Annotated in this window: 22 protein-coding genes and 1 tRNA gene; 6 read left to right on the top strand and 17 right to left on the bottom strand. The window is 67.6% G+C overall.

Annotated features, from left to right (window positions below):
* The first annotated feature begins 15 nt into the window (after positions 1–15).
* The 3 genes from ACTJI2_RS11980 (at position 16) to ACTJI2_RS11970 (ending at position 5,044) form a co-directional block, all read left to right on the top strand.
* The gene (locus ACTJI2_RS11980) at positions 16–2,244 is read left to right on the top strand and encodes a TonB-dependent siderophore receptor (RefSeq protein WP_440842223.1); all 2,229 of its coding nucleotides are present in this window, start codon (positions 16–18) and stop codon (positions 2,242–2,244) included.
* A gap of 95 nt (positions 2,245–2,339) precedes the next feature.
* Positions 2,340–3,602, top strand: coding sequence for an MFS transporter (locus tag ACTJI2_RS11975; RefSeq protein WP_440842222.1), 1,263 nt, complete (start codon positions 2,340–2,342; stop codon positions 3,600–3,602).
* Between the two features lie 125 nt (positions 3,603–3,727).
* Entirely contained in the window at positions 3,728–5,044 is a 1,317-nt protein-coding gene (locus tag ACTJI2_RS11970; RefSeq protein WP_440842221.1) for a CitMHS family transporter, read from the top strand.
* A 259-nt stretch (positions 5,045–5,303) separates the two neighbouring features.
* Here the strand turns inward: ACTJI2_RS11970 and ACTJI2_RS11965 are convergent.
* The 4 genes from ACTJI2_RS11965 to birA all read right to left on the bottom strand — a co-directional run bounded on the left by ACTJI2_RS11965 (position 5,304) and on the right by birA (position 7,848).
* A tRNA-Thr gene (locus tag ACTJI2_RS11965) sits at positions 5,304–5,379 on the bottom strand.
* Between the two features lie 33 nt (positions 5,380–5,412).
* Positions 5,413–6,108, bottom strand: coding sequence for an SPOR domain-containing protein (locus tag ACTJI2_RS11960; protein WP_440842220.1), 696 nt, complete (start codon positions 6,106–6,108; stop codon positions 5,413–5,415).
* A gap of 22 nt (positions 6,109–6,130) precedes the next feature.
* Positions 6,131–6,883 carry a type III pantothenate kinase gene (locus tag ACTJI2_RS11955; RefSeq protein ID WP_440842219.1) on the bottom strand — a complete coding sequence of 251 codons (753 nt, stop codon included), beginning with the start codon at positions 6,881–6,883 and terminating at the stop codon, positions 6,131–6,133.
* Positions 6,880–7,848 carry a bifunctional biotin--[acetyl-CoA-carboxylase] ligase/biotin operon repressor BirA gene (gene birA, locus ACTJI2_RS11950; RefSeq protein WP_440842218.1) on the bottom strand — a complete coding sequence of 323 codons (969 nt, stop codon included), beginning with the start codon at positions 7,846–7,848 and terminating at the stop codon, positions 6,880–6,882. The genes ACTJI2_RS11955 and birA overlap by 4 nt, the downstream gene beginning before the upstream one ends.
* A 220-nt stretch (positions 7,849–8,068) precedes the next feature.
* On the opposite strand from birA, the gene ACTJI2_RS11945 reads away from it, so the two are divergent.
* A complete protein-coding gene (locus ACTJI2_RS11945) occupies positions 8,069–8,404 on the top strand; it encodes a hypothetical protein (protein WP_440842216.1) in 336 nt (111 codons plus the stop codon).
* A 3-nt stretch (positions 8,405–8,407) separates the two neighbouring features.
* Positions 8,408–9,154 carry a zinc-dependent peptidase gene (locus tag ACTJI2_RS11940; protein ID WP_318287773.1) on the top strand — a complete coding sequence of 249 codons (747 nt, stop codon included), beginning with the start codon at positions 8,408–8,410 and terminating at the stop codon, positions 9,152–9,154.
* A 30-nt stretch (positions 9,155–9,184) separates the two neighbouring features.
* Here the strand turns inward: ACTJI2_RS11940 and ACTJI2_RS11935 are convergent, their stop codons facing one another.
* The 9 genes from ACTJI2_RS11935 to ACTJI2_RS11895 all read right to left on the bottom strand — a co-directional run bounded on the left by ACTJI2_RS11935 (position 9,185) and on the right by ACTJI2_RS11895 (position 17,191).
* Positions 9,185–10,630: an ATP-binding protein gene (locus ACTJI2_RS11935; RefSeq protein ID WP_192197999.1), complete on the bottom strand. Its 1,446-nt coding sequence runs from the start codon at positions 10,628–10,630 to the stop codon at positions 9,185–9,187.
* Positions 10,630–11,316 (bottom strand): response regulator transcription factor, encoded by a 687-nt coding sequence (locus ACTJI2_RS11930; protein WP_141455518.1) that lies wholly within the window; start codon positions 11,314–11,316, stop codon positions 10,630–10,632. The genes ACTJI2_RS11935 and ACTJI2_RS11930 overlap by 1 nt, the downstream gene beginning before the upstream one ends.
* Positions 11,317–11,381: 65 nt before the next feature.
* On the bottom strand, positions 11,382–11,807 hold the full coding sequence (locus ACTJI2_RS11925; RefSeq protein WP_440842215.1) for a hypothetical protein: 426 nt from the start codon (positions 11,805–11,807) through the stop codon (positions 11,382–11,384).
* A gap of 147 nt (positions 11,808–11,954) precedes the next feature.
* Positions 11,955–12,869 (bottom strand): arginine deiminase-related protein, encoded by a 915-nt coding sequence (locus ACTJI2_RS11920; protein ID WP_440842214.1) that lies wholly within the window; start codon positions 12,867–12,869, stop codon positions 11,955–11,957.
* 12 nt (positions 12,870–12,881) lie between these two features.
* Positions 12,882–13,913, bottom strand: a complete 1,032-nt coding sequence (gene dusA / locus ACTJI2_RS11915) for a tRNA dihydrouridine(20/20a) synthase DusA (RefSeq protein WP_440842213.1) — start codon at positions 13,911–13,913, stop codon at positions 12,882–12,884.
* Between the two features lie 204 nt (positions 13,914–14,117).
* Complete coding sequence (locus ACTJI2_RS11910) at positions 14,118–14,597, bottom strand: YybH family protein (protein WP_440842211.1); 480 nt, start codon at positions 14,595–14,597, stop codon at positions 14,118–14,120.
* A 5-nt stretch (positions 14,598–14,602) separates the two neighbouring features.
* Positions 14,603–15,070, bottom strand: a complete 468-nt coding sequence (locus tag ACTJI2_RS11905) for a nuclear transport factor 2 family protein (protein WP_440842210.1) — start codon at positions 15,068–15,070, stop codon at positions 14,603–14,605.
* Between the two features lie 145 nt (positions 15,071–15,215).
* Positions 15,216–16,019 (bottom strand): LytR/AlgR family response regulator transcription factor, encoded by an 804-nt coding sequence (locus ACTJI2_RS11900; protein WP_440842209.1) that lies wholly within the window; start codon positions 16,017–16,019, stop codon positions 15,216–15,218.
* 26 nt (positions 16,020–16,045) lie between these two features.
* Positions 16,046–17,191 carry a sensor histidine kinase gene (locus tag ACTJI2_RS11895; RefSeq protein WP_440842208.1) on the bottom strand — a complete coding sequence of 382 codons (1,146 nt, stop codon included), beginning with the start codon at positions 17,189–17,191 and terminating at the stop codon, positions 16,046–16,048.
* Positions 17,192–17,406: 215 nt separating this feature from the next.
* Here ACTJI2_RS11895 and ACTJI2_RS11890 point away from each other — a divergent pair, with 215 nt between their 5' ends.
* Positions 17,407–18,513, top strand: coding sequence for a PQQ-dependent sugar dehydrogenase (locus tag ACTJI2_RS11890; RefSeq protein ID WP_440842206.1), 1,107 nt, complete (start codon positions 17,407–17,409; stop codon positions 18,511–18,513).
* A gap of 36 nt (positions 18,514–18,549) precedes the next feature.
* Here ACTJI2_RS11890 and ACTJI2_RS11885 read toward each other — a convergent pair whose 3' ends face one another.
* From ACTJI2_RS11885 to kdpB, 4 genes are read right to left on the bottom strand one after another with little or no spacing between them, the layout of a single operon-like run.
* Positions 18,550–19,278, bottom strand: a complete 729-nt coding sequence (locus ACTJI2_RS11885; protein WP_183639262.1) for a response regulator — start codon at positions 19,276–19,278, stop codon at positions 18,550–18,552.
* A gap of 17 nt (positions 19,279–19,295) precedes the next feature.
* Positions 19,296–21,926 carry an ATP-binding protein gene (locus ACTJI2_RS11880; protein ID WP_440842205.1) on the bottom strand — a complete coding sequence of 877 codons (2,631 nt, stop codon included), beginning with the start codon at positions 21,924–21,926 and terminating at the stop codon, positions 19,296–19,298.
* Positions 21,927–21,930: 4 nt separating this feature from the next.
* A complete protein-coding gene (kdpC, locus tag ACTJI2_RS11875) occupies positions 21,931–22,563 on the bottom strand; it encodes a potassium-transporting ATPase subunit KdpC (RefSeq protein WP_440842204.1) in 633 nt (210 codons plus the stop codon).
* A 10-nt stretch (positions 22,564–22,573) separates the two neighbouring features.
* On the bottom strand, positions 22,574–24,622 hold the full coding sequence (gene kdpB / locus ACTJI2_RS11870; RefSeq protein ID WP_440842203.1) for a potassium-transporting ATPase subunit KdpB: 2,049 nt from the start codon (positions 24,620–24,622) through the stop codon (positions 22,574–22,576).
* Positions 24,623–24,626: the final 4 nt, after the last annotated feature.

Here is a 24,626-nt window from a genome sequence, read left to right as displayed (position 1 = left end):
ATAAAGGAACCACCCATGAACCTGTTTGTCGACGATCCGAGGGGCCTGCCGAATCCATCGCCATTGCTGCGGAAGAAGGCAGCGCTTCTCAGCTGCACGATCGCCTCGATCCTGGCGCTCGGAGCCATCCCGGCGCACGCCCAGCAGGCGGAAGACACCACCGCCGCAGGCGAAGGTACCGAGGTCAAGGAATTGGGACGCGTGATCACCAAGGGCACTCGCGAAATCAAGGACGTGACCGGTGGGGCGCTGGGCGTCGTATCCCGCCTCAACACACCGTTCTCCATTTCCGCCGTGCCCTTCGAGGCGTTGCAGGACAAGCAGCCAGCCTCGCTGTACGACGCCTTCGTCTCCGACGCCAGCGTCACCCGCCAAGCCGGCAGCGCCTATACGGGCTGGTCATCGTTCATTTCGGTCCGGGGCATCCCGATTTCCTCCACCGATGGCAGCCAGAAAATCAACGGTGTGCCGGTGACGACCTGGGGCCTGAGCCTGCCCATCGAGGTCATGGATCAGATCCAGCTCCTGAAAGGCGCCTCCGGCTTCATGTATGGCTTCACCTCCCCCGGCGGCGCGGTCAACTATGTCACCAAGAAGCCGGTTGAAGGCTTCCAGCTGAGCGCCGACATCGGCTGGACCTCCAACAACATCCTCAAGGGGCATGTGGACATCGGTCGTGGCGCGGAAGACGGCAGTGGCGTGGGATACCGGATCAACGCGGTACACGAGGATGGAACCACGTCCACCGGCACGGGGGTCAAGCGCAGTGCGTTTTCGCTCGCCCTGCAAGCCGGCATCACCGACGCCCTCAAGCTGTCTTTCGACACCATCTACCTGAAGTCGGAGTTCACCAAGCCCGCACCGATGGTGTTCCTCACCTCCTACAACCAGAGCGATCTGCCCAGCCCGAAGGGCGTGGACCGGAACGCACAGGCGTCGGAAGCCTTCGACAATCCCAGCTTCCTGTACGTGGGCGCCGCCCTGAACTGGCAACTGGCTCCGTCATGGGATGCCGATCTGAGGTTCACCCACAGCAAGACGGAGCAGGCGTATTCAAAGGGATACCTGACCCTGCTCGACGCCACCGGGCGCTATCAGGATCGCACCTTCGAGAGCCTGCAGATATACAACAATGATGCCGTCCAGTTGCTGGTCAATGGCGACCTCGACGTGTTCGGCATGAACCACAAGCTGGCCCTGGGCGCGACCATGATCAAGCAACGCGAGACGCGCGGTCTCTCCCACCAGTATCCCGGCTACCGGAACTACGGTTATCGCAACCTGTACACCCGGATGGACTTCTCCTATGCACCGATCGCCGTCGAGGACCAGAGTCGGTTCCCCAACAACTGGAACAGGCAGCAGGCCCTGTTCGTCAGCGACACCATCCAGTTGAGCCCGCACTGGCTGGCCATCGCCGGTGTCCGATTCACCCGCTACGAGCAGTCGCAGACTCAATACAGCTTCGCTTCGGCGACAAGCTATACCCGCAACACGCTCAACATCCGGACCGAGGAGACGACGCCGACGCTGGCGGTCATGTTCAAACCCCGCGCCGAAACGACCGTGTATGCCAGCTACTCCGAAGCGCTGGAACCCGGCAGCACCGTGGGCGCGCAGTATGTCAATTATGGTCAGTTGCTGGATCCCAATACCAGCAAGCAATGGGAGATCGGGTTCAAGAATGACAGCAGGACGGTCCGCTCGGCCATATCGGCTTTCAGGGTAGACCGGGGTACGGCCTACGCCAACGAAAGCAATGTGTGGGTCCAGAGCGGAATCAGCCGCTACCAGGGCCTGGACGGATCCCTGGATCTGCGCCTGGGCCAGAATCTGCAGGTAGGCGGTTCATTCGTCTGGCTGGACAAGGCCGACTATCTGAACTCCTCCTCCGCCTGGCTGATCGACAAGAAAGTGCCTGGTTCGTACCGATACAGCGGTTCGGTGCATGCGGACTATTCCGTTCCGGCGGTGGAGGGGCTTTCGTTCTCTGCCCAAGCGCGCTACACGGGTGAAACCGTCGCCTACCAGAACACCGCCAGGCTGCTCACCATCAAGACCCCAAGCTATACCCTCTACGACGTATCGGCGAAGTATCAGCAGATTGTCGGTGGCCATGCCGTCACCTATCGCGCGGGCATCAACAACCTGTTCGACAAGACGTACTGGATTGGCGGATCGGCCACCTACATGTTCCTGGGCGATCCCCGTACCTACTTCGCCAGCGTGACATTCGATTTCTGACCGGATGAAACGTCCTTCGCGTCGTCATTCCGGCGACGCGGGAGGGGGCCAGGCACGCATTCGTTGAGACCGAAACGACAGAGATGGGGCAACACATGACCGAGATGGCAATGGCAAGAGAACCGGAAAAACGTCGGGTGCTGATCCCTTTCATGGTGGCGCTGGTTCCCATCAACCTGGTCCTTTCCATCGACCGCAATGCCTTCGTGGTCGTCGCGTCCAATGTCCAGCAGGAGTTCGGATTCAATCTCGAACAGATGTCCTACCTGCTGGCATCCATCTCCTGGACCTATGCGATATTCCAGTTGCCGGCGGGCTGGCTGATCCAGAGATTCGGCTTTCGCAAGCTGATGGCGATCGCCCTTGCATTATGGTCGCTGGCGGTCGGGCTGATGCCGATGGCCACGGGGTTCTGGAGCCTGCTGCTGCTCCGCCTTCTTCTGGGCGCGGCGCAGGCGCCGGACTGGCCGAGTTCCGTGGCGGCCATATCCAGTTGGTTCCCCGCGGCGCGGCGATCCCGGTTCACCTCCATCGCCCTTTCCGGCCAGTACATCGGCCCTGTCGCCGGTTCAATCCTCACCGGAGTGCTCGCCACCCACTACGGATGGCGGAACTGTTTCTATGCCTATGCCATTTTCGGATTCATGCTGTGCGCCATCTGGTGGGCGTTGACGCGTCAGGACGACGCCGCGGGAGAGAAGGGGCAGGAGCAACCGCGCCCCGGCTCGGCGGGCTCGGAGCTTCGGCAAATGCTTTCCACCCGGACAACCTGGGTGATGTCGTCCTTCTACTTCTGTCTCGTCAGCGTGCAGGCGTTTTTCCTGAGCTGGCTCCCGATCTACCTGACCAAGGAGCACGGACTCTCGCTCAGCACGTCGGCCTGGTACACGGCGATGCCATGGTTGACGCTGTATTTCAGCGTTACGCTGTATGGATTCATCGCCGAAGCCATCATCAGGCGCAGTGGTTCGCTCAGAATGGCCAGACTGCCGGCAGCCATTGTGGGCCTGGTGATGGGTGGCATCTCGCTCGCTCTGGTGCCCTGGATCAGCAATATCGGTTGGGTGATGGTGACCTTGTGCTGCTCGCTGTTCGGAGTCGGCCTGGTGCAGGGAATGGTCTGGTCGACCATCCAGGACATAGGCGGCCAACGAACCGCGCTGCTCGCCGGGTGGACTTCGTTCTGGGGCAATCTGAGCGCGGGTCTGCTGCCCATCATCATGGCGTATCTCGTCAATTGGTCGGGCGAGTGGAAGTACGCCCTTCTGGTTCCGCTGTTCTTCAGCGCAATAGGCATCGGGCTGGTTTTCCTGGTGAAGTTTCCCTCCGGCAATGTTCGCGTCGAAGGCTTTTCATAGCCACTCCAGGAACATGATCGCGTCGAGCCGCACATCCAGCAATCCCCGGTGACGCACCGAAGAACGGCGGCAGGCCCCCCGCGCTGCCGGCTTGCAACGTCCGAGAATGAAATGGAGAGTAGGCCGTGCTGACCTGGCTCGGATTCGGAATGGTCGCCACCTTCATGGCGCTCATCATGTCAAAGCGGCTTTCCCCGCTAGTGGCGTTGATCACCGTTCCCATCGTTTTCGCCATCGTCGCCGGCGCCGCCCTGCCGGCGCTGGGTGCCATGATGCTGGATGGCATCAAGACACTCGCGCCCACGGGCGTGATGCTGATGTTCGCCATCCTTTACTTCGGCATCATGATCGATGCCGGCATGTTTGATCCCGCGGTCCGATGCATCCTCGGGCTGGTAGGCGGAGATCCGCTGAAAATTGTCCTCGGCACCACCGTTCTGGCCGCATTCGTCTCACTCGACGGTGATGGTTCGACGACCTACATGATCACCGTGGCCGCCATGCTGCCCCTGTATCGAAGGCTTGGACTTGATGCGCTCAACTTGACCTGCATGACCATGCTCGCAGGTGGCGTGATGAACCTCACGCCGTGGGGCGGGCCGCTGGCGCGTGCGGCCAGCGCATTGCATGTGGATCCCGCAGAGGTGTTCGTTCCGATGATTCCGTCGATGGTGGTGGGCATGGCCGGGCTGTTTGGCCTTGCCTATGTCCTCGGCAACCGTGAACGCAGGCGCCTGGGCATCCTCGTACTGCGTAATCCGCGCGGAATCCCGGTCAGTGCGCCGCCGTTGCCGGAGGAGAGCTCATCCGAACTCAAGCGACCTCGCCTGTTGTGGTTCAACGTCATCCTGACGGCCACCCTGATGGTGTGTCTGGTGGCGGGAGTGCTTCCACTTCCCGTCCTGTTCATGATCGGGTTTTCCGCCGCCGTCATCCTCAATTATCCCTGCGTGGTTCTCCAGCGTGAGCGCATCTCGGAACATGCCAGGAACGCTCTTCCGGTCGTAGCCGTGATTTTTGCCGCCGGCGTGTTCACCGGAATCCTGTCGGGGACCGGCATGGCGAAAGCCATGTCCGACAGTTTCCTGGCGATCATTCCGGATTCGTGGGGCCCGTATCTGGCCACCATCACCGCGCTGGCCAGCCTGCCCTTCACATTCTTCATTTCCAACGACGCCTTCTACTACGGCGTTCTACCCGTCATCTCCCAGGCCGCCCAGGTCTACGGCATCCAGCCCGCCGAGATGGCGCGAGCATCATTGATCGGTCAACCGGTGCACCTACTCAGTCCTCTGGTGCCGTCGACCTACCTGCTGGTGGGGCTTGCGGGGGTGGAGTTCAGCGACCATCAGAAGTTCACCCTCAAATGGGCGATCGTGATCTGCCTTCTGATGATGGCGACCGCGCTCATCTGTCTGGCATTTCCCTTCCGGACGTACTGATTCTCGTCGGCAACCACGGCTTGGCACGATGGACAGGGCATTGGCAGCCCTCCCCCGGTACGGTCCTCGCCGCCAAGTCTTGGCGCATATCCACCAAGCCAGCGCGATGGCTTCAGACCTGGCATCCGCAGACAACCTTGACCTGAGCCTGGCTTGCCCTTCACGTTCCCAGCCCTGGACCCTAGCGCGCAAAAAATTCCGCCTTTTCGCGGGCTTATCGTGGATCCAGGATCTGGCTGGAGGCCATGTAACAACAAAATGGTGCCGCTTATCCGAATCGAACGGATGACCTACCGCTTACAAGGCGGTTGCTCTACCAGCTGAGCTAAAGCGGCACGGAGGGCCGGCGTTGCGCCGGTCCCGGGATTCTACCGCAGTGCGGCAGGGCAGTCCTGCGGCTGCACCGGAACGCCGGCCAACGGGCGCAGCGCCATGGCGGTGGTTCCGGCCGGGGCGGCGACGTCCAGCCACCAGCGCGACGGGCCCTCCTCGCCTATCGCATGGACGCGGGCGGGAAAACCAGCCGCTGCGAGTTGTGCCTGGCGCCGCCCGGCGCCTTCCCGGCTGCGGTAGCGACCCAATGCGATTCCGTTGGTTTCCTCTCCCTGGTTGATCACCAGGAAATCGTCGAAGCCCGCCGCCCCGATGCGCTGCGCCATCGCCACCGCTTCCTCGCGGCTGGCCATTGGCGGCAGCGAGACCCGGTAGCCGCTGGCGCCCTTCCCCGGCATTTCCCGTGGAATCGCGCGGCCGACCGTCGGGTCAATCCGGCCACGCGCGAGATCGGCGGCGGCCCGCTCGGCGAACGGACCGGCGCGGAAACAGGCCCGCGCGGCGGTTGGCGGCGCGGCCGGCGCGGCGGGCGAAGACGGCGGCGTGGTGGCGGTGACGGCCGCCTGCGGTGCGGCCGATGACGGCACCGTGGATTCCACCAGTTCCAGCCTGGTCACTCCCGCCGGCACTTCCGGCAATGGCGACGCGGCGGGTTCGGGGCGGGTGAGCCACCAGGCGGCCACGCCCAGGTTGAGGACGGCCAGCAGGACGATCAGGGCGCGAATCAGCATGCGGGGATTCTATCCATGACGGTCACGCCGCCACATCGGCGGGGCGGCCGGCCTTCGCCCATTGCGCCAGGCCCTCCAGTACCAGCGGCGGGGCGAACTCCGCTTCAGGCAGGCAGGCGCGCAATGCCTCGGCGCCACCACCGTGCAGCAGCAACGCCGGCGTCTCGCCGAGTTCGCGGGCGGCCAGCCGCAGGCTGCGTTCGATCAGGCCCAACGCGGCGCCGTCGCAACCGGACGCCAGCGCGTCCTCGGTATCGTCGGCGAACTCGCGGTAGATGCCGCCCTGCGCCGGCAACTGCGCGGCGGCCTGATGCAGCCCGGCGCGCATCAGCGCGGGCGAAGGCGCGATGCGCCCGCCCCGGTGCAGGCCGCGTGCGTCCAGAAGATCGATGGTGATGGCGGTGCCGACGCCGGCGATCATCCACGCGCGCGCGCCGCGGGCATGCGCCGCGACCATCGCCAGGAACCGATCCACGCCCAGCTTCTCCGGCCGTGCATAGGCGATGCGCACGCCCGCGAACGCGGCCTGCGTGCGGGCGAGTGAAATGCGCTGGAATCTTTCGGTCAGTACATCGATGACGGCCAGGGTCAGCGCTGGCGACGCCACGCTCGCCAGGCAGGCCGAATCCGCCGTGGCCGGCAAGTGCCGCCGCAGCGCTTCGGCGAACCCACGCTCGTCATGGCCGAACGCGATCACCTCGCCGGGACGTCCCTCGCCATCCAGTTGCGTGCACTTGAGCCGCGAGTTCCCCAGATCAAACAACCATTGCGTCATTGCGCCCTCACACTGATTTCCCCGGCATGCACGTTCTCCCAGGCGCCATCGATCAGGACGCGCAATGCGCCGTCCTCGGCCAGCCCGCCGGCGACACCGTGGCGTGTCTGCCGCGCTCCATGTATCGCCACTTCCCTCCCGGCCAGCACGTCCAGCGACGCGAAGCGCGGCAGGAACGGGGCCAGGCCATCGCGATCGAACCGGTCCAGCGCCGGCAGCAGATGCGACAGCAGCGCCGCCGCCAGTGCGTTGCGATCCGGCGCGGTGCCGCCCAGCGCGGCCAGATCGATCCAGGGCTGGTCGATGCCGGCCGCGAACGTCGCCGGCATGCGCACGTTGATGCCGATGCCTATGATTGCCCGGACCGGGCCGCCGTGTTCGCCGCCGCCTTCGACCAGCACGCCGCCCAGCTTGCGGCCGTCCACCACCAGATCGTTGGGCCATTTGAGCCCGGTGCCGGCGAAGCCCAGCGCGCGCAGCGCCTCCGCCACCGCGACGCCGGTGACCAGGCTGAGTCCGCCCAGCCGCGCCAGCCCGCCGGAGAAATGGCGTGCCAGCGACAGGTAGAGGTTGGCCGCGACCGGCGACGCCCATCGGCGCCCGCGCCGTCCGCGCCCGCCGGTCTGCTGTTCGGCCAGCAGCGCGCTCGCGCCCTGGGAGGGGGTATCCCGGCGCAACAACTCGCTGTTGGTGGAATCAAGCGACCAGGCCACTTCCAGCGCCGCCAGGCCATCGCGACAACCGGGCTCCAGCGCCTGGCCGATGGTCCCGGCATCCAGCAGGTCCAGCGGCCCGGCCAGGGCATAGCCGCGGCCGGCCTTGGCGTCGATGCGCACCCCCGCCTCGCGCAGGGCTTCGATGCGCTTCCACATGGCGGCGCGGGTCAGGCCGGCGTCCCGGGCCAGCGCGTCACCGGACACGGGACCGGCCTGCAGCCGCCTCAGCAGTTCGCGTTCGGCACTCACCGCGGCTCCCGACCGCCCAGGGCGTGGGGAAAGGAGGCATCGGGGGCGGCGGCGGACAGGCATGACATGGCGTCATTATGCCGGGGCCCGCCAAGCCCGCTCCGGGGCCGCTCCCGGCAGGCTTCGCCGCGCCCCGGCCTGTTCAGACCGTCATCCCGGTTTCCGGCTATATTCAGCAGGATGGCCGCCGCCTCGGTCGCCATCCGACAGGAGTCCTCCGATGCTTCGCGCCAGCTTCATCGTCCTGCTGACCTGCATCTGTGCGCCGGCGATGGCGCAGAACGGCCGCGTGTTGTCGACCGTCAGCGCATCGGCTTGCCAGGAAATCGCCGACAAGGCCAACGAAGCATCCCCGCCCAGCGAAGCCGCCACGCGCGCCGCGCGCGCGTCGGTGCGCGACAAGTATGCGCCCGCGACCACGTCATCGTCCGGCGGCACGCTGCCGGTGGTGGGCAGTCGTGGCGGCGGCGGCGAGGATGAAAGCGATCCAAGCCCGGTGCTGCCGCGCCCGCGCGCACCGAAATGGCACAGCTTCCTGCCGGGCATGTTCCGCTGACCAGTGTTGCGACTGCTCCGGCGGTTCCGTCCGCCTGCTCCCATCGATGACGAGATCTGGCAACGCATCTGCCGCGATACACCGTGGATCGCGCGGCTCGACGACGTGCGCCGCTGGCGCCTGCGCGCACTGACCGCGCGCTTCCTGCACGAAAAGACCATCACTCCACTGGGTGAGTTGTCGCTCGATATCCAGCAGTGCACCCAGCTGGCCGCGTTGTGCTGCCTGCCGCTGCTTGAATTCGGCCATCGCGGCTGGCGCGGCTGGTCGCAGCTCATCGTCTATCCCGAAGCCTTCCGCGTGCACCGCAGCCACACCGACGCGGCGGGCGTGCAACACGAATGGGAAGACGATCTGGCCGGCGAATCCTGGGATGCCGGCCCGCTGATCCTGTCGTGGGCGGACGTGCAGGCGGACCTGGCCGAACCCGACGCAGGTTTCTGCGTGGCCGTGCACGAAATGGCACACAAGCTGGATGCGCTCGACGGCGAGATGGACGGGACGCCTCCACTGCCCGGCGACTGGCGCCGCCGCTGGGCGCAGGATTTCCAGCGTGCCTACGATCAGTTGTGCCAGGAGGTGGATACCGGCCGCGAGACCCGGATCGACGCCTATGCGACCGAAGGCCCGGACGAATTCTTCGCGGTGGCCACCGAATACCACTTCTCCGCACCACGCCTGCTGCGCCAGGCCATGCCCGACGTGGCCGCACACCTGCGCCGGTTCTATGGTCCGCCGCCGGAATGGTGACCGGCGGGTCGCCGCGCACCGTGCGGCGGATCAGAGTCCCTGCGGCAGGGTGACCACGAACTGCGCGCCGCCCAGTTCCTCCGAACGTCCCACCTGCAGCTCGCCGCGGTAGTCGCGGATCAGGTCCTGCACGATCGACAGGCCGATGCCATGGCCATGCACGCGCTCGTCGCCGCGCACGCCACGCTGGAGGACGACCGGGATGTTCTCCTCGGTGATGCCGGGGCCGTCATCCTCCACCGACAGGTAAAGGCCGGCGCGCCGCTGCGGTGCCGCGGGCAGCGGGCGCACGGTCAGCAACACGCGCGAACGCGCCCACTTGAACGCGTTCTCCAGCAGGTTGCCCATCAGTTCCTGCAGATCGCCGGTCTCGCCGTAGAACCTCGCCTGCGGATCGATTTCGAATTCGCACAGCACGCGCTTGCCGGCGTAGACCTTCTCCAGGCCGCTGACGATCTCTTCCGCATGCGGTTCGATCGGCACCGGCGCGGAGAACAGTTTGTGGCCGCTGGAGGCCGCGCGCGCCAGCTGGTAGGACACCAGTCCATTCATGCGCTTGAGCTGGTTGTCCAGTTCCTCCCGCAGCGAAGCCTCGCCGCTGCCGCTGTCGAGCTGGGTGCGCAGCACCGCCAGCGGCGTCTTCAGGCTGTGCGCGAGATCGGCCAGGGTATTGCGCTGGCGCTCCAGGTTCTCGCGTTCGCTCTCGATGAAGGCGTTGATGCTGTCGGTGAGCGGTTCCAGTTCGCGCGGATGGCGTTCGCTCATGCGGTCGATCTGTCCACCCTGCACGCGGGTCAACTCGGTGATCACGCGCCGCAGCGGACGCAGGCTCCAGCGCAGCACCGCCATCTGCAGCAGCAGCAGGATGAAGCCGGCGCTGCCCAGGTACACCCACAGCGCGCCGCGGAACACGCGCATCTGCGCGTTGAGCGCCTGCGCGTCCTCGAGGATGTAGATGCTGTAGGGAAACTCCGCATCCGGGCCGCGCTCGGCCCAGACGAAGCCCACGCCATAGCGGTAGACCTGGCTCTCGCTGCCGTCGGCGCGACGGAACGTGACCGGACCGTCGAAGGCTTCCTCCAGCGGGCCGAGCATCGGCGACGCCGGCAGCACCGGCCCGAGGGTGGAGTTGGAGCCCCAGCGGTCGTTGGGCAGGATCACTTCCGCATACAAGCCGCTGTCGGGCATCTCGAAACGCGGATCGGGCGTGTCGAACGGCGGGATCAGCGCACCGCCGCGGGTGAAGTCGATTTCGTCGGTGTACTTGAGCGCATAGGCTTTCAGGCGCTGGCGCAGGTTGTCCTCGGCGGTGGCGATGAACGCGCGATCCAGCGCGTAGCCCGCCAAAGCGAGAAAGGCCACCAGTCCGAGACTGGCGGCCAGCAGTTGGCGGGCACGCAGTGATCGCGGGCGCCAGCCGTCGAACGGCGCGCGCCGCGGCCTGGCCGAGGGTTCGGCGCCCGCCGGGGACGCCATCAAGCCTCGTTGGTGCGCGGGATGGCGAAGCGGTAGCCGCGTCCGCGCACGGTCTCGATCGGCTTCAGTTCGCCTTCCGGATCCAGCTTCTTGCGCAGGCGGCCGATGAAGACTTCCAGCACGTTGGAGTCACGATCGAAATCCTGCTGGTAGATGTGCTCGGTCAGGTCGGCCTTGGAGACCAGTTCGCCGGCGTGCATCATCAGGTATTCCAGCACCTTGTACTCGTAGCTGGTCAGGTCGACGTTGCTGCCATTGACGCTGACCGTCTGCGCGGCCAGATCCAGCGCGACCGGACCGCACTCCAGGGTCGGCTTGCTCCAGCCGGCGGCACGGCGCAGCAACGCATTGACGCGCGCCAGCAGTTCCTCGACATGGAACGGCTTGACCAGGTAGTCGTCTGCGCCCTGCTTCAGGCCCTCCACCTTGTCCTGCCAGCTGGAACGCGCGGTCAGGATCAGGATGGGGAATTTCTTGCCCTCGTCGCGCAGGGCCTTGATCAATTCCATGCCCGACATCTTGGGCAGGCCGAGGTCGATGATGCCCACGTCAAACGGGACTTCGCGGCCCATGTACAGGCCTTCTTCGCCGTCCTGGGCGGCGTCGACGGCAAAGCCTTCGCGCTTCAGACGGGCGGCCAGGGTTTCGCGCAGGGGGGCTTCGTCTTCGACCAGCAAGATACGCATGGACTCTCCTTGGAATGCGGGCGGCACCTGGGCCGCCACGAGCTTACGAGTGATTCTACGTAAGACTACGGTTGAGGTGGGTTATCACTACGTGCAGACGCGGGCGCCTGTTCGCCTTCTCCCCCACGCGACGGCGTGCGGCGGCGGCTGCCGCCGGCATCGTCCATGTAACGCACGCGGCCACGCTCATCGATCACTTTCATGCGATTGATGTCCCGGCCATCGAACGGCACGCGTTCGGCGCTCAGCACGCGGATGCCGGGCTCGCGCTGGGCGCGGCGCACGGAATCGGACAGCGAATTGTGGTTGTTGTCGCGGGCATCGTTGGAACGGGGAGACCCCTGTTCGCGCTGCCCCGAACGCTCGCCACGATCGTCATGTCCCCGGCCCTGTCCCTGGCCCTGTGCCTGCGCCCGGGCGTCGGCCACGACCACCATGCCGGCCAGCGCCAGCAGTGCCACGAACGCGATGGAAGAAAGTGTGCGATGCATAACGGAATCGTAACGGATCTCGGCTTCCCAAACTGAACGGAACCCGAAACCACTTCTAGACCAATGGACGCAAAGTCTTGGCTCCGGGCAGTGAATCCGGTCTGAACTTATCCACAAGCCTGGCGCCACCGTTCAGCTTACGAACGGTCAGAAAATCTCGCCGACACAACATCTTAGCGAGCCCCCACCGGCCTCGACGGCGGCCAGCGGGACGTCGCGCACGACGAACCCGGCCTGCGCTTCCAGGCGCCGGCGGGTATCGGCGGAAAGCGCCCGGGCCGCCCGTTCGCTCATCCAGACGCTGTCCGGGCGCAGCGCGATCGCGTTGGCGGCGAACGCGGCTTGTTCGTCCGGTGACAGGGCGATGGCCAGTGGCCCGTAGAGTTCGCCCAGGGCGGCCGGCACGCGCGGGTCGGCAAAGCCCGGCGCCGCGGACAGGACGGCACGCCCGGCCAGTACGGCCAGCACGACATTGGTGTGGTATTCGCCCGGGGCCAGGTCGAACATCAGGGTCGCGCGCAGGCCGAACGCTTCGTGCATCAGCGCCGCGCCGCTTTCGTCGCAACGTTCGGACAGGCCGCAGAAACCCAGCCCGCGTGCGCGATCGATGACCAGCGCCCCGGTCAGCTCGCAGGGATGGGGCTGGATGGACAGGTCGATTTCCCGGTAACCGAGGGTGTCGCGGAAGAAGCCGCGGATATCGCCCCGCTCCGCCTCGCGCCGCCTGACCTCGTGGCGCATGCGGCCGACGATCAGGCGCCCGGGCGCGGTCGCGAACACGTTGTTGGGGAACACCGCGTCCGGCGTCCGCGGATTGCCCGGAAAGGCGATCACCGGCAACTCGGCGGACAGCGCGCGATGCAGCGCGCGGTGTTCGTCCAGTGCGGCCGGCGCATCGAAGCCGGCGGCATCGGCCATGTAGCGGTTGTCGCGCGCCGACTCGTCGGCACGGACGAACCCCTCCGGACTGACCAGGAAGGCGGCGCGCGCGGTGGCGGGCCCGAAGTCGGCGGCGCTGGCGCGGGCCAGACGCAGGAACTCCGGAATATCGCGGGTGAGCATCGCGGGTCGCCCTCAGGCGGCCGGCTGCAGGCGCGATTCCGTCGCCGCGAGCGCGCGCTCCAGCAGCGACCAGTCGGCCCCCGGCCGATGCGCACCCTCGCTCAGGATCTGGCGGAACAAGCGCCCGCCGGGCTGGCCATGGAACAGGCCCAGGACATGGCGGGTCACGTGCTTGAGCGCGACGCCCGCCGCCAGCCGGCTTTCCACGTAAGGACGCAGCGCGCGCAGCAGCTCGGTGCGGCTGCGCAATGGCGCCCCCCACAGCGAGGCTTCCAGTTCATGCAACAGATACGGCTCGTGATACGCGGCGCGGCCCAGCATCACCCCGTCGCTGTGCCGCAGGTGCGTTTGCACGTCGACGACGGTGCCGATGCCGCCATTGACCGCCACGGTCAGATCGGGGCGCTCGCGCTTGAGCTGGTAGGCCCAGTCGTAGCGCAGCGGCGGGATCTCGCGGTTCTCCTTCGGCGACAGGCCCTGCAGCCAGGCCTTGCGCGCATGCACGAAGAACGTCGTGCAGCCCGCGTCCGCGACGGCTTCGACGAACGCCCGGAAGCGATCGTAGTCCTCCAGTTCATCCACGCCCAACCGGCACTTCACCGTCACCGGAATCGCGACCGCGGCGATCATCGCCGCCACGCTGTCGGCCACCAGCGCCGGTTCCTTCATCAGGCAGGCGCCGAAGCGGCCGGCCTGCACGCGATCGGAAGGACAGCCGACGTTGAGGTTGACCTCGTCGTAGCCCCATTCCTCGCCGATGCGCGCGGCCCGCGACAGCAGGTCCGGCTCGCTGCCGCCCAACTGCAGCGCGACCAGATGCTCGACGGGGTCGAATCCCAGCAAGCGATCGCGATCGCCGTGGATTACCGCCTGCGCATGCACCATCTCGGTGTACAGCCGCGCATGCGGCGACAGCAGCCGATGGAACACGCGGCAATGCGAATCGGTCCAGTCCATCATTGGCGCGACGGACAGGGTCACGCCTTCCCTGATATCGGGACTACGGGGCTTTGCCCCTGTCGGGACGGCGGTTTCCAACGGCATGCTCGGCTTGTTTCCAGTGGGGTCTGCGGACATCCAGGCCGCCTGATGGACAGTCCGGGACGCGGGTCCGCGGCCGCCAGGCGCCTGCCGGGCCATTATCGCCCATGTCGTGGCGGCGGCCCGAACTCCTCCCACATCCCTGTCCAGCGCCGTCCGCGCCGGTTCAGACCGCAGTGCCGCCGATTTCCCGTGAGGGCGTGCGGCCTACCCGGCGACCGCCGGCCCATCGGTGTTGATCGACTCGGCGGTGACCACCCAACGCGCGCCGTTCCATCGCCAGGTGACCAGGTGCTTGCCCTTGACCCGCATCGTCCGTCCCCCGGACAGGACGGTCGCCTCGAACTCGCCCAGTTCGTAAGCCATGTCGCCGGATGCCGCAATGATGATCTCCGTGGGCCGGAACCTGGCCGAGTATCCCGGCGTATCCAGGCGTTCCCGGAACCACGCGCGGATCGCCGCCTTGCCGCGGATCAGTGGACTGCCATGGGTCAGGAACGCCGCGTTTTCGTCGTAGTTCTCCATCACCCGGTCCAGGCGGCCGGCGTAGAGATCCTCGGACCATCGGACGTCGGTCGCGCGGATCGCCGCCTCGGCCTCCCGGGCCATTGGCCCGTCCGCCGCGGGGGCGGGGAGACTGGCAATGGACAGGCACAGGAGCGAAGCGAAGAGCAGCGCGGATTTCATGCGCATCATCCGGCCTGGCCTTCGGCCTTGCGGCCGAAATAGGAGATCTTGTTGACGATCTTCCACTCGTCGCCGACCTTCAGCAGCAGGAAATAGTCGGTGATCACGACCGCGCCATGGTCCAGGGTGATGCGGGCGGTACCGGCGCTCCCCGAGGCATCCATGAAATCGATGGTGCGCACGCGCGATGCCTCGTCTGCCGCGGCCTTGCCCTTGAAGAACGCGCAGAATTCGTCCAGCGTCAGCGAGGTGACCTTGCCGTCGCGCACGCTCTCGATCCGCGCGCTCGGCAGGAACGCCTGGCGCATGTGGGACGCCTCACCGGTGGCCTGGCCGCGGAAGTAGTGATTGATCGCCTGTCGCATGCCCGCCTGCGCGGCGGGATCCTGTTGCGCCGCCGGATGGGCAGCGGGTGCATCGGCCGGCAGCGCGTGCGCGCCCGCGGTCAAGGCAAAGAGGGCACCCGCGAGCAAGCTTCGAAACCGCGGCTGGTTCATTGCACGTCTCCTTGGGAATGTCCGTGCAGACTGACGGGCGGGGCGTCCGCGGACAATGGCGCCCACCGCGGATTCCGCACGCTTCGGCGCAATGCCTCCGAGCACGCGCCTCGGGCACGTGTTACTTGAACAGGGCGAGCCGGTCGCGGTAGCTGCGCGAGAGCTTGAGTTCCTGCCCGCAGTCCAGGGTCAGGAAATACTCGCCGTTGAGGTGCGGACGCAGCGAGCTGACCCGTCCGGCGTTGACCAGGGTCGAGCGATGGATGCGTGGAAACCGGGTCGGATCCAGCCGTTTCTCCAGTTGTCCGAGCGTTGCACGCAGCACGTGGGTGTCGCGATCCGTATGGATGCACAGGTAATCGCCCGCCGCATCGACCCAGCGGATGCTGCTCCTCGGCAGCCGCAAGGTGCGCGCGCCATCGCGGATCGCCAGCGGCGTGTCCGCATCGCGCAACACCTGCGCGCCGCCGGCGTCCAGCGCCTCGTCCAGGGTCAACGCGGGCCGGCCGCTGAGCGCGCCGAGCAGACCCAGCAGCCGCGCGCGATGATCGCTGGCATCACGCTGATCCAGCGCCTCGCGCACGCGGAACAGGGCCTGGTGCAGGCGGCTGTCATCCACCGGCTTGAGCAGGTAGTCCACCGCGCTGGCCTCGAAGGCATTGAGCGCGTAGTGGTCATAAGCGGTGACGAACACCACCAGCGGCATCTGCTGCGCCGGGATCGCGCGCAGGGCCGCGAAGCCGTCCAGGCCTGGCATCTGCACGTCGAGGAACAGCAGATCCGGCGCGTGCTCCGACACCGCGCGCACCGCCGCGGCGCCATCGCCGACCTGGCCGACGATGTGGATGTCGCGTTCGCCGGCCAGGCGCAGTTCCAGTCCGCGCCGCGCCAGCGGCTCGTCGTCGGCGATCAGGGTCCGGATCATCTGTTCACTCGCAGCTCGTGGCATGGTCACTCCCGTGGCGCGCCGCCGGTTTCGAACGGCAGGGTCATCGTCACCATGAACCCGCCCTCCTCGCGGTTGCGGACATCGAAACTCTGTTGCGCGCCGTACAGCACGCGAAGCCGATCGCGGGTATTGGCCAGGCCAACCCGGTTGCCGCGCGGCGCGTTGTCGGGGGGCACGCCCCCGTGATCGAGCGCAGGCCATCCCGGACCGTCGTCGACGACCGACAATCTCAGGCGCTCCCCCTGGCGCGAGGCGCGCAGGCCGATCGTGCCGCCTTCCACCCGCTTGGCCACCGCGTACTTGATCGCGTTCTCCACCAGCGGTTGCAGCAGCAGGCTTGGCAGCAATGCCAACCAGCAGGCCGGTTCTATCTCGATCTCCAACCGCAGGCGCTCAGCGAAGCGGGTCTTCTCGATATCCAGGTACAGGCTGATCGCGTCCAGTTCCTGCTTCAGGGTCACCCGCTGCATGGGATCGTTGTCGAGCGAGTGGCGCAGGAATGCGCTCAACCCCTGCACCATCCGGTTGGCGGTGGCGTTGTCGCGGTCCAGCACCAGGGTGGAGATGGCGTTGAGGGTGTTGAACAGGAAGTGCGGGTTCAGCTGGTAACGCAGCATCTTCAGTTGCGCCTGGTGGGCCGTCGCGGTCGCCGCCAGCGCCGCTTCGGTCTGCATGCGCAGCTTGCGCCAGGTGGTCATGACCAGATAGAGGCTGGTCCAGCCCACCACCACGTAGAGTTGTCCGATCACGTAGGTGTAGTAACCGAACCGGGTGAAGGGCAGGCAGTGACCGCACCACCCCAGATCCGTGACGAGTTTGAAGGCCAGCGCCATCGCCGCGGCGATCAGCAACACCGGCACGATCATCAGCAGGGCCACCCGCGCCGGCGGCCGTTCGGCGCAGGCACGCAACAGATAGCGCAGGCCGAGCGTGCCGAGGCATCCGGTCATCGCGACCGCGAGCAGCACGGTCCAGTACTCGGCGGGCTTGCCGTTGGCGAGTGCGGAGAAATAGTTGACCAGGAACACCCCGCCCCAGCCGCCAAGATGCAACCACCAGAACAGCGCGCTCCCGGAGCGATGCGGCGAAGGCGTCCGCTCGCCAAGTGGTGGCGTGGAATGGCGGTGAGCAGCGGAATCCTGAGTCATGGTGCGCGCGGTGCAACCCGGTGGACAGGATAGGCCGTGTGGCGCGGCCGGTTGGCGGACGCGGCTCGGTTCGGCGCGCGCCGGGAACGTTCCGGCGCAAACGCGGGCCCGGACATCCCGGCAATGGCTAGCCTGATCGACGACACGGGAAGACCCTCCTCAATCCGACGCGCGTCCGGCATGGGCGGCGAGGCACCATACCAAAGGAGTCATCGATGCTGTTCGAACTGGTACTGGCCGCGGGCATGGCGACGGCCCCCGTGGAAGCAATCGAAGCGGTCCCGGTCGCCACCGGACTCCGGCGTCCCTGGTCGATGGCGTTCCTGCCCGAAGGGGACTTCCTGGTCAGCGAGAAGGAAGGTGGGCTGATGCGAATCAGCCCGGATGGCGCGAAACACCCCATCGCCGGCATGCCCGACGATCTCGTCGACGACTTCCAGGGCCGCGGCGACAACAGCGGCCTGTTCGACGTGGTGCTGCATCCGGATTTCGCCGGCAACCGGCGCATCTACTTCACCTATGCATCGCAGGGCGCGGACGGCTTGACCACGCATCTGGCCACCGCGCGCCTGATCGACGATCGCCTGGCCGACGTGCGTCCGCTGTTCGCCGCCACCCCGCGTTCGGCCGAGCGCTTCCACTACGGCGGCGGCTTGCTGATCGATCGCCAGCGCCATCTGTACCTGACCGTCGGCGAGCGTCATTTCCGCGAAGGCGACAATCCGCCGTTGCCGGTGGCGCAGGATCCCACGGACAGGCGCGGCAAGATCTATCGGTTCACCCTGGACGGCGAGCCCGTGCCTGGCAATCCGGATTTTGGCGCGAATGCGGTGCCCGGTCTCTATGCGCTCGGCATCCGCGCCGCGCAGGGACTGGCGCAGGCGGCGGACGGACGCATCTGGATGTCCGAACATGGCACCCATCGCGGCGACGAGGTCAACGTGCTGCGTCCGCGCGCCAACTACGGCTGGCCGGTGCACACCTCGGGCCGCTATCGCACCACCGGCTACCGGCCGCAGACGCTGCCCGGGGCGATCTACACCGCGCCCGCATGGACCTGGACCGATCGCACCGTCGCGCCCACCGGCCTGGTGATCTACAGCGGCTCGCAGTTTCCGGAATGGCGCGGCGACATGATCCTCGCCGGACTGTCCACCGGCAGCCTGATGCGGCTGGACCTGGAGGGCGATCGCGTGCTCGGCGAGGAAGTGCTGCTCAGCGGAACCCGCCTGCGCAACGTGAAACAGGCGCCGGACGGCACGCTGTACCTGTTGACGGATGAGCCGGCGGGACGGCTGCTGCGGCTGGAGCGTCGTCCCTGACGCCTGCGTCCCGGTTGCCTTCGCGCGGTGGCCGCGTCAGTGGCCACCGTCGATGAAACGCAGGCCCACGCCCGGCTCGGTGGCGATGTAACGCGGCGCGGAAGCGTCGTCGCCGATCTTCTGGCGCAGCTTGCCGACCAGGATGCGCAGGTAGTGGGTGTCCTGCTGGTGGGTGGGGCCCCACAGTTCGCGCAGCAATTGCGGCTGGGTGACCACCCGACCGGCATGGCGCAACAGCAAGGACAGCAGGGCGAATTCCTTGCGGCTCAACGCCAGCGGCTCGCCGTCCAGGGACACCTCGCGCCGGGCCAGGTCAACATGCAGGCGGCCATCATCGAACACCACCGGTGCCTCCACCGTCGCGCCCGCGTGGGCACGCAGCAGGCCGCGGATGCGCGCCATCAGTTCCTGCACGCCGAACGGCTTGGTCACGTAGTCGTTGGCGCCCGCGTCGAGCGCGGCCACCTTCTCCTGCTCGCCCGCGCGCACGGTCAGCATGATCACCGGCACCTGCGAGAATCCGCGGATTTCGCGCAACACCTCGTGGCCGTCGCGATCCGGCAGGCCGATGTCCAGGATCACCAGATCCGCGCCCGGCGAAGCGAGCGCGGCCAGGCCGGAAGCGCCGTCCTCGGCCAGCAGTACCCGATACCCCTGCGCGCGCAGGCTGATGTCGAGGAACTTGCGGATCTGCGGCTCGTCGTCGACCACCAGGATGCGGACCGGGGGCGCGGACGAAACCGGGACGGTGTCGGCGGGATTCAAGGCGGGACCGGCGGAACTCAGGGATGCAGGAGGGGAAGCGTAATCCTGATCGTGGTGCCGCGGCCATCCGGCCCGGGCAGCGCCTCCACGCTGCCGCCGTGGGCGCCGATCATGCCCTGGCAGATGGTCAGGCCCAGGCCGGTGCCCTGGCGGCCGCGATCGCCGCGCTCCACGCTGTAGAACATGTCGAAGATGCGGCTGCGCTCCTGCTCCGGGATGCCCGGCCCGCGATCGCGCACGTCGATGCGCAACTGTTCGTCGACCAGGCGCGCCTCGACCTCGACCGGCTCGCCGCGCGGGGAGAACTTGGCGGCGTTCTCCAGCACATTGAACACCGCCTGCTCGACCAGCGCCGGATGCACCCAGATCGGCGGCAGGTCGGTGGCGATCCGGGTCTGCAGCCGCACTTCCGGCTGGTAGCGCTGCAGCCGCCCGACCGCCGAGCCGATCAGTTCGTCGACGTTGATCCAGTCGCGGTTGAGGGTCAGCCCGGTATGGCCCAGCCGGGTCATGTCGAGCAGGTTCTGGATATAGCGATCCAGCCGCTCGCCCTCGCGCTGGATGGTGTCCAGCAGCGCCTTGCGATCCTCGGCGTCCATCGCGTCGGCGTAATTCGCCAGGCTGCTGGCCGAACCGATCATCGAGGCCAGCGGCGAGCGCAGATCATGCGAGACCGAGGACAGCAGCGCCGAGCGCAGGCGCTCAGTCTCGCCGGTGATGCGCGCGCCCTCCAGATCCGCGACCAGCCGGGTGCGCAGCGCGGCCTGTGCGATGTCGTCGGCCATCGCCTCGGCCATCCGCCGCTGCTCGAAACCCAGCCGGGGCAGTTCGCGCGGGAAACGCACGCCGGCCGCCCCCATCACCCCGCGCGCGTCGCGCAGCGGCAGGAACCACCACGCGGATCCGGCCAGGGTGTCGGTGAAGCGGCCGGTGGCCTGCGCATGCTGCTGGGCCCAGTCGGCGGCGGCCAGATCCTTGCCTTCCAGCACCACCCCGTTCGATGCCGCCACCTGTCCATCCCAGCGCAGCCAGATTTCGGCGTCCATCGCCGTGCCCAGCGCGTCGCGGCCGGCGGCCAGCACCTGGCCCAGATCCGCCGCGCTGGTGAGCTGCCGTCCGAGCATCTGCAGGGCGGTGGCATGGGCATTGGCCGCGCGCAGCGCCAGCACCTGCATGCGCAGGCGCGAGGCCAGCCGGCCGGCGACCAGCGCCGCCAGCAGGAACAGGAACACCGTGGTCACGCCCTGCGAGGCGCCGATGTTGAAGGTGAAGCGCGGGTCGATGAAGAAGAAGTTGTAGGCCAGGAAGCTCAGCAGCGCCGCCACCACCGCCGCCGCCATCCGGGTGCGGGTGGCCACCAGCACCACCGCGACGATGAACACCATCGACAGATCGTCGATGCCGGTCCAGCGTTCGACCAGCCAGGACACGCCGACCGCCAGCACCGCCGCGATTACCGCGAACAGCAGATCGTTGCGCAACACCGGCATGTCGGCGCGGTTCCAGCGCCGACGCGAGCGCGCCCGCGCTTCCGGCGTGTTGATGATGACCAGTTCGTAGTGCGCGGCCCGTTGCAGCAGCTGCTGGGTCAGGGTGCGGTTGAACATCCGCGCCACCGGTCGCTCGCGGGTGCGTCCCAGCACCAGCGTGGAGGCGCCGATCTGGGCGGCGTGATCCAACAGCGCGTCGGCGATGCTGTTGCCGTGCACCACATCGGTCTGCGCGCCGAGCCGGCGCGCCAGCGCGAACGCGCGATCCAGTTCCAGCTGGGTGGCCTCGCCGGCCTCGCGCGCCTGCACGGTCACCACCGTCCAAGGCGCGTCACGGCGTTCGGCCAGGCGCCGGGCGACCCGCACCAGGTATTCCGACTGGCCCATGCCGTCAATCGCCACCAGCACCCGGCGGCGCAGCGCCATGCCGGGCAGGCCGCGCGCGGTCCGGGTGTCGCGCAGATCGTTTTCGACGCGGTCGGCGACGGTCTGCATCGCCAGTTCGCGCAGCGCGATCAGGTTGGATGGCGAAAAGAACGCCTGCAACGCCTGCGCCGCCTGGTCCGGCAGGTAGACCTTGCCCTGGTGCAGCCGTTCGATCAGCTCGCGCGGCGGCAGGTCGACCAGCACGATGTCGCGCAGGCGATCGAACACCGCGTCCGGCACGGTCTCGCTGACCCGCACGCCGGTGATGCGGTGGACCACGTCGTTGAGGCTTTCCAGGTGCTGGATGTTGATCGTCGTGTAGACGTCGATGCCCGCTTCCAGCAGTTCCATCACGTCCTGCCAGCGGCGCTCGTGGCGGCTGCCGGGCGCGTTGCGGTGCGCCAGCTCGTCGACCAGCGCGACCTTGGGCCGGCGCGCCAGCAGCGCGTCGAGATCCATCTCGTCCAGCCAGCGCCCCTGGTAGCTGACCCGCCTGCGCGGCACCACCTCCAGGCCCTCGGTGAGCGCGGCGGTCTCGCTGCGTCCGTGGGTCTCGACGATGCCGATCACGACGTCGGTGCCCTGCTTGCGCATTTCCCGCGCGCGCGAAAGCATCGTGTAGGTCTTGCCGACGCCGGGCGCGGCGCCCAGGAAGATGGTCAGGCGGCCGCCCGCCTCGCGGTGCAGGCCGTCGATCAGGGCATCGGCTTGGCGGCTGCGGGCGTCGGTCATGCGGCTATTGTGCCTGCTGCGTGGTGGCCGGCAGTGCGTCCAGCGCCAGATTCAGGCGCAGGACATTCACCCGGGGCTCGCCGAGCAGGCCGAACTGCGGGGCCTCGGTATGGCGCTTGGTCAGTTCCGCCACCGTGGCCGGCGGCAGCCCGCGGGCGCGGGCGACGCGGGCGATCTGCACCTCCGCGCCGCGCGGACTGACGTGCGGATCCAGGCCGCCACCGGACTGGGTGATCAGATCGGGCGGCACATCGACCGGCGCGATGCCGTCGCGCGCGGCCACCGCCGCGCGGGCTTCGTCGATGCGCTTGCGCAGGTCCGGATTGCCGCGCGACTGGTTGCTGCCGGCCGCCGCCATCGGGTCGTAGCCGGCCGCCGAGGGACGCGGCTGGAAGTAACGCGGGTCGGCGAACGGCTGCGCCACCAGCGCCGAACCGGCGACGTGGCCCTGCGCGTCGATGATCGATCCGGTCGCCTGCGCGGGGAACAGGCCGCGCCCCAGCCCGGTGCCGGCCAGCGAATACAGCAGGCCGAAGCCGAGCAGCGATACCAGCGCCAGGCCGAGGGAAGGACGCAGCAGGCCGGCGCGGGTGATATGCGGCGACGCGACGATCTTGTAGCTCACGGGAGATTGCATGTCGTTTTCCTCAGGCGCCGGTCACGAGGGACAGCGCCATGTCGATCAGTTTGATGCCCACGAACGGCAGCAGCACGCCGCCCACGCCGTAGATCAGCATGTTCCGCCGCAGCAGCACGGTGGCGGTGGCCGGACGGAAGCGCACGCCGCGCAGCGCCAGCGGAATCAGCACCGGGATGATGATCGCGTTGAAGATCAGCGCGGCCAGCACGGCATTGGCGGGACTGGACAGGTGCATCACGTTGAGCGCGCCCATCTGCGGCAGCGCCGCGGCGAACAGCGCCGGCAGGATCGCGAAGTACTTGGACACGTCGTTGGCGAGCGAGAAGGTGGTCAGCGCGCCGCGCGTGATCAGCTGCTGCTTGCCGACCTCGACCACCGCCAGCAGCTTGGCCGGATCCGAATCCAGATCGACCATGTTGCCGGCTTCCTTGGCCGCCTGCGTACCCGAGTTCATCGCCAGGCCCACATCGGCCTGCGCCAGCGCCGGCGCATCGTTGGTGCCGTCGCCGACCATCGCCACCAGTCGTCCGGTGGCCTGTTCGCGGCGGATGCGGGCGAGCTTGTCCTCCGGCCTGGCCTCGGCGATGTAATCGTCGACGCCGGCCTCGGCGGCGATGGCCGCGGCCGTCAGCGGATTGTCGCCGGTGATCATCACGGTCTGGATGCCCATCGCGCGCAGGCGGGCGAATTTCTCCTTGATGCCGTGCTTGACCACGTCGGACAGTTCGACCACGCCCAGCACGTGCCGGCCCTCGGACACCACCAGCGGAGTGGCGCCGCCGCGGGCGACCTGCTCGATGCGCGCGGCCAGTTCGTTGGGCACGTTGCCGCCGTGTGCCTGCACATGCTGGCCGATGGCATCGCCGGCGCCCTTGCGGATCACCCGGTCTTCCACGTCCACGCCGGACATCCGGGTCTGGGCGGTGAACTGCAGGTAGGTCGCCCGCTCGGGCTCGTCCAGGATGCAGCCCTGCTCACGCGCCAGCCGCACGATCGATTTGCCTTCCGGGGTCGGATCGGCCAGCGAGGCCAGCAGCGCGGCGTCACGCAGCTGCGCCTTGTCGATGCCGGCCAGCGGATGGAACGCGGTGGCCTGGCGATCGCCGTGGGTGATGGTGCCGGTCTTGTCCAGCAGCAACACGTCCACGTCGCCGGCCACTTCCACCGCCTTGCCGGACTTGGCCAGCACGTTGGCCGACAACGCGCGGTTCATGCCGGCGATGCCGATGGCCGGCAGCAGGCCACCGATGGTGGTCGGAATCAGGCACACCAGCAGCGCGATCAGCAGCAGCGGATCCACCTTCACGCCGACGAAGGCACCGATCGCCGGCAGGGTCGCCACTACGATAAGGAAGGTCAGGGTCATCGCCGCCAGCAGCAGGGTCAGCGCGATCTCGTTGGGGGTCTTCTGGCGATTGGCGCCTTCCACCAGCGCGATCATCCGGTCGAGGAAGCTGTGCCCCGGCTCGGCGGTGATCTTCACCACGATCTCGTCGGAAAGCACCTTGGTGCCGCCGATCACGCCGGAGCGATCGGTGCCGGCCTCGCGCAGCACCGGCGCCGATTCACCGGTCACCGCCGACTCGTTGATGGTCGCCACACCACGGATGATCTCGCCGTCGGCGGGAATCTGCTCGCCCGCCGAGACGATCACGTAATCGCCCGGACGCAGCTCGGCCGCCGGAATGCGGGTTTCGGCGCCGCCCAGCGCGGTCTCCACCCGGCGCGCGACCAGATCCTTGCGTGCGCGCCGCAGCGATGCGGCCTGGCCGCGGCCGCGCGCTTCGGCCACCGCTTCGGCGAAGTTGCCGAACAGCACCGTCACGAACAGGATCGCGGTCACGGCCCAGCCAAATCCGGCCGATGCCACCCCGGCCAGCGTGATCACCGCCGACAGCAGGGTGCCGCCCATCACCACCGCCATCACCGGGCTGCGGATCAGGTGCCGCGGCGCCAGTTTGAGGAAGGCGTCGCGCAGGGCCGCGCGGAACGCCGCGCCGTCCATCAGCGCCGGATGATCCCGGCGGGTTTTTTCCTGGTAAGAAATCGTCGTCATGGGA

The sequence above is a fragment of the Pseudoxanthomonas sp. 22568 genome (genome assembly GCF_052044485.1).
In the GTDB taxonomy this organism is placed as follows: Bacteria; Pseudomonadota; Gammaproteobacteria; order Xanthomonadales; family Xanthomonadaceae; genus Pseudoxanthomonas_A; species Pseudoxanthomonas_A beigongshangi.
This window is presented reverse-complemented; position numbering and strand designations above follow the sequence as displayed.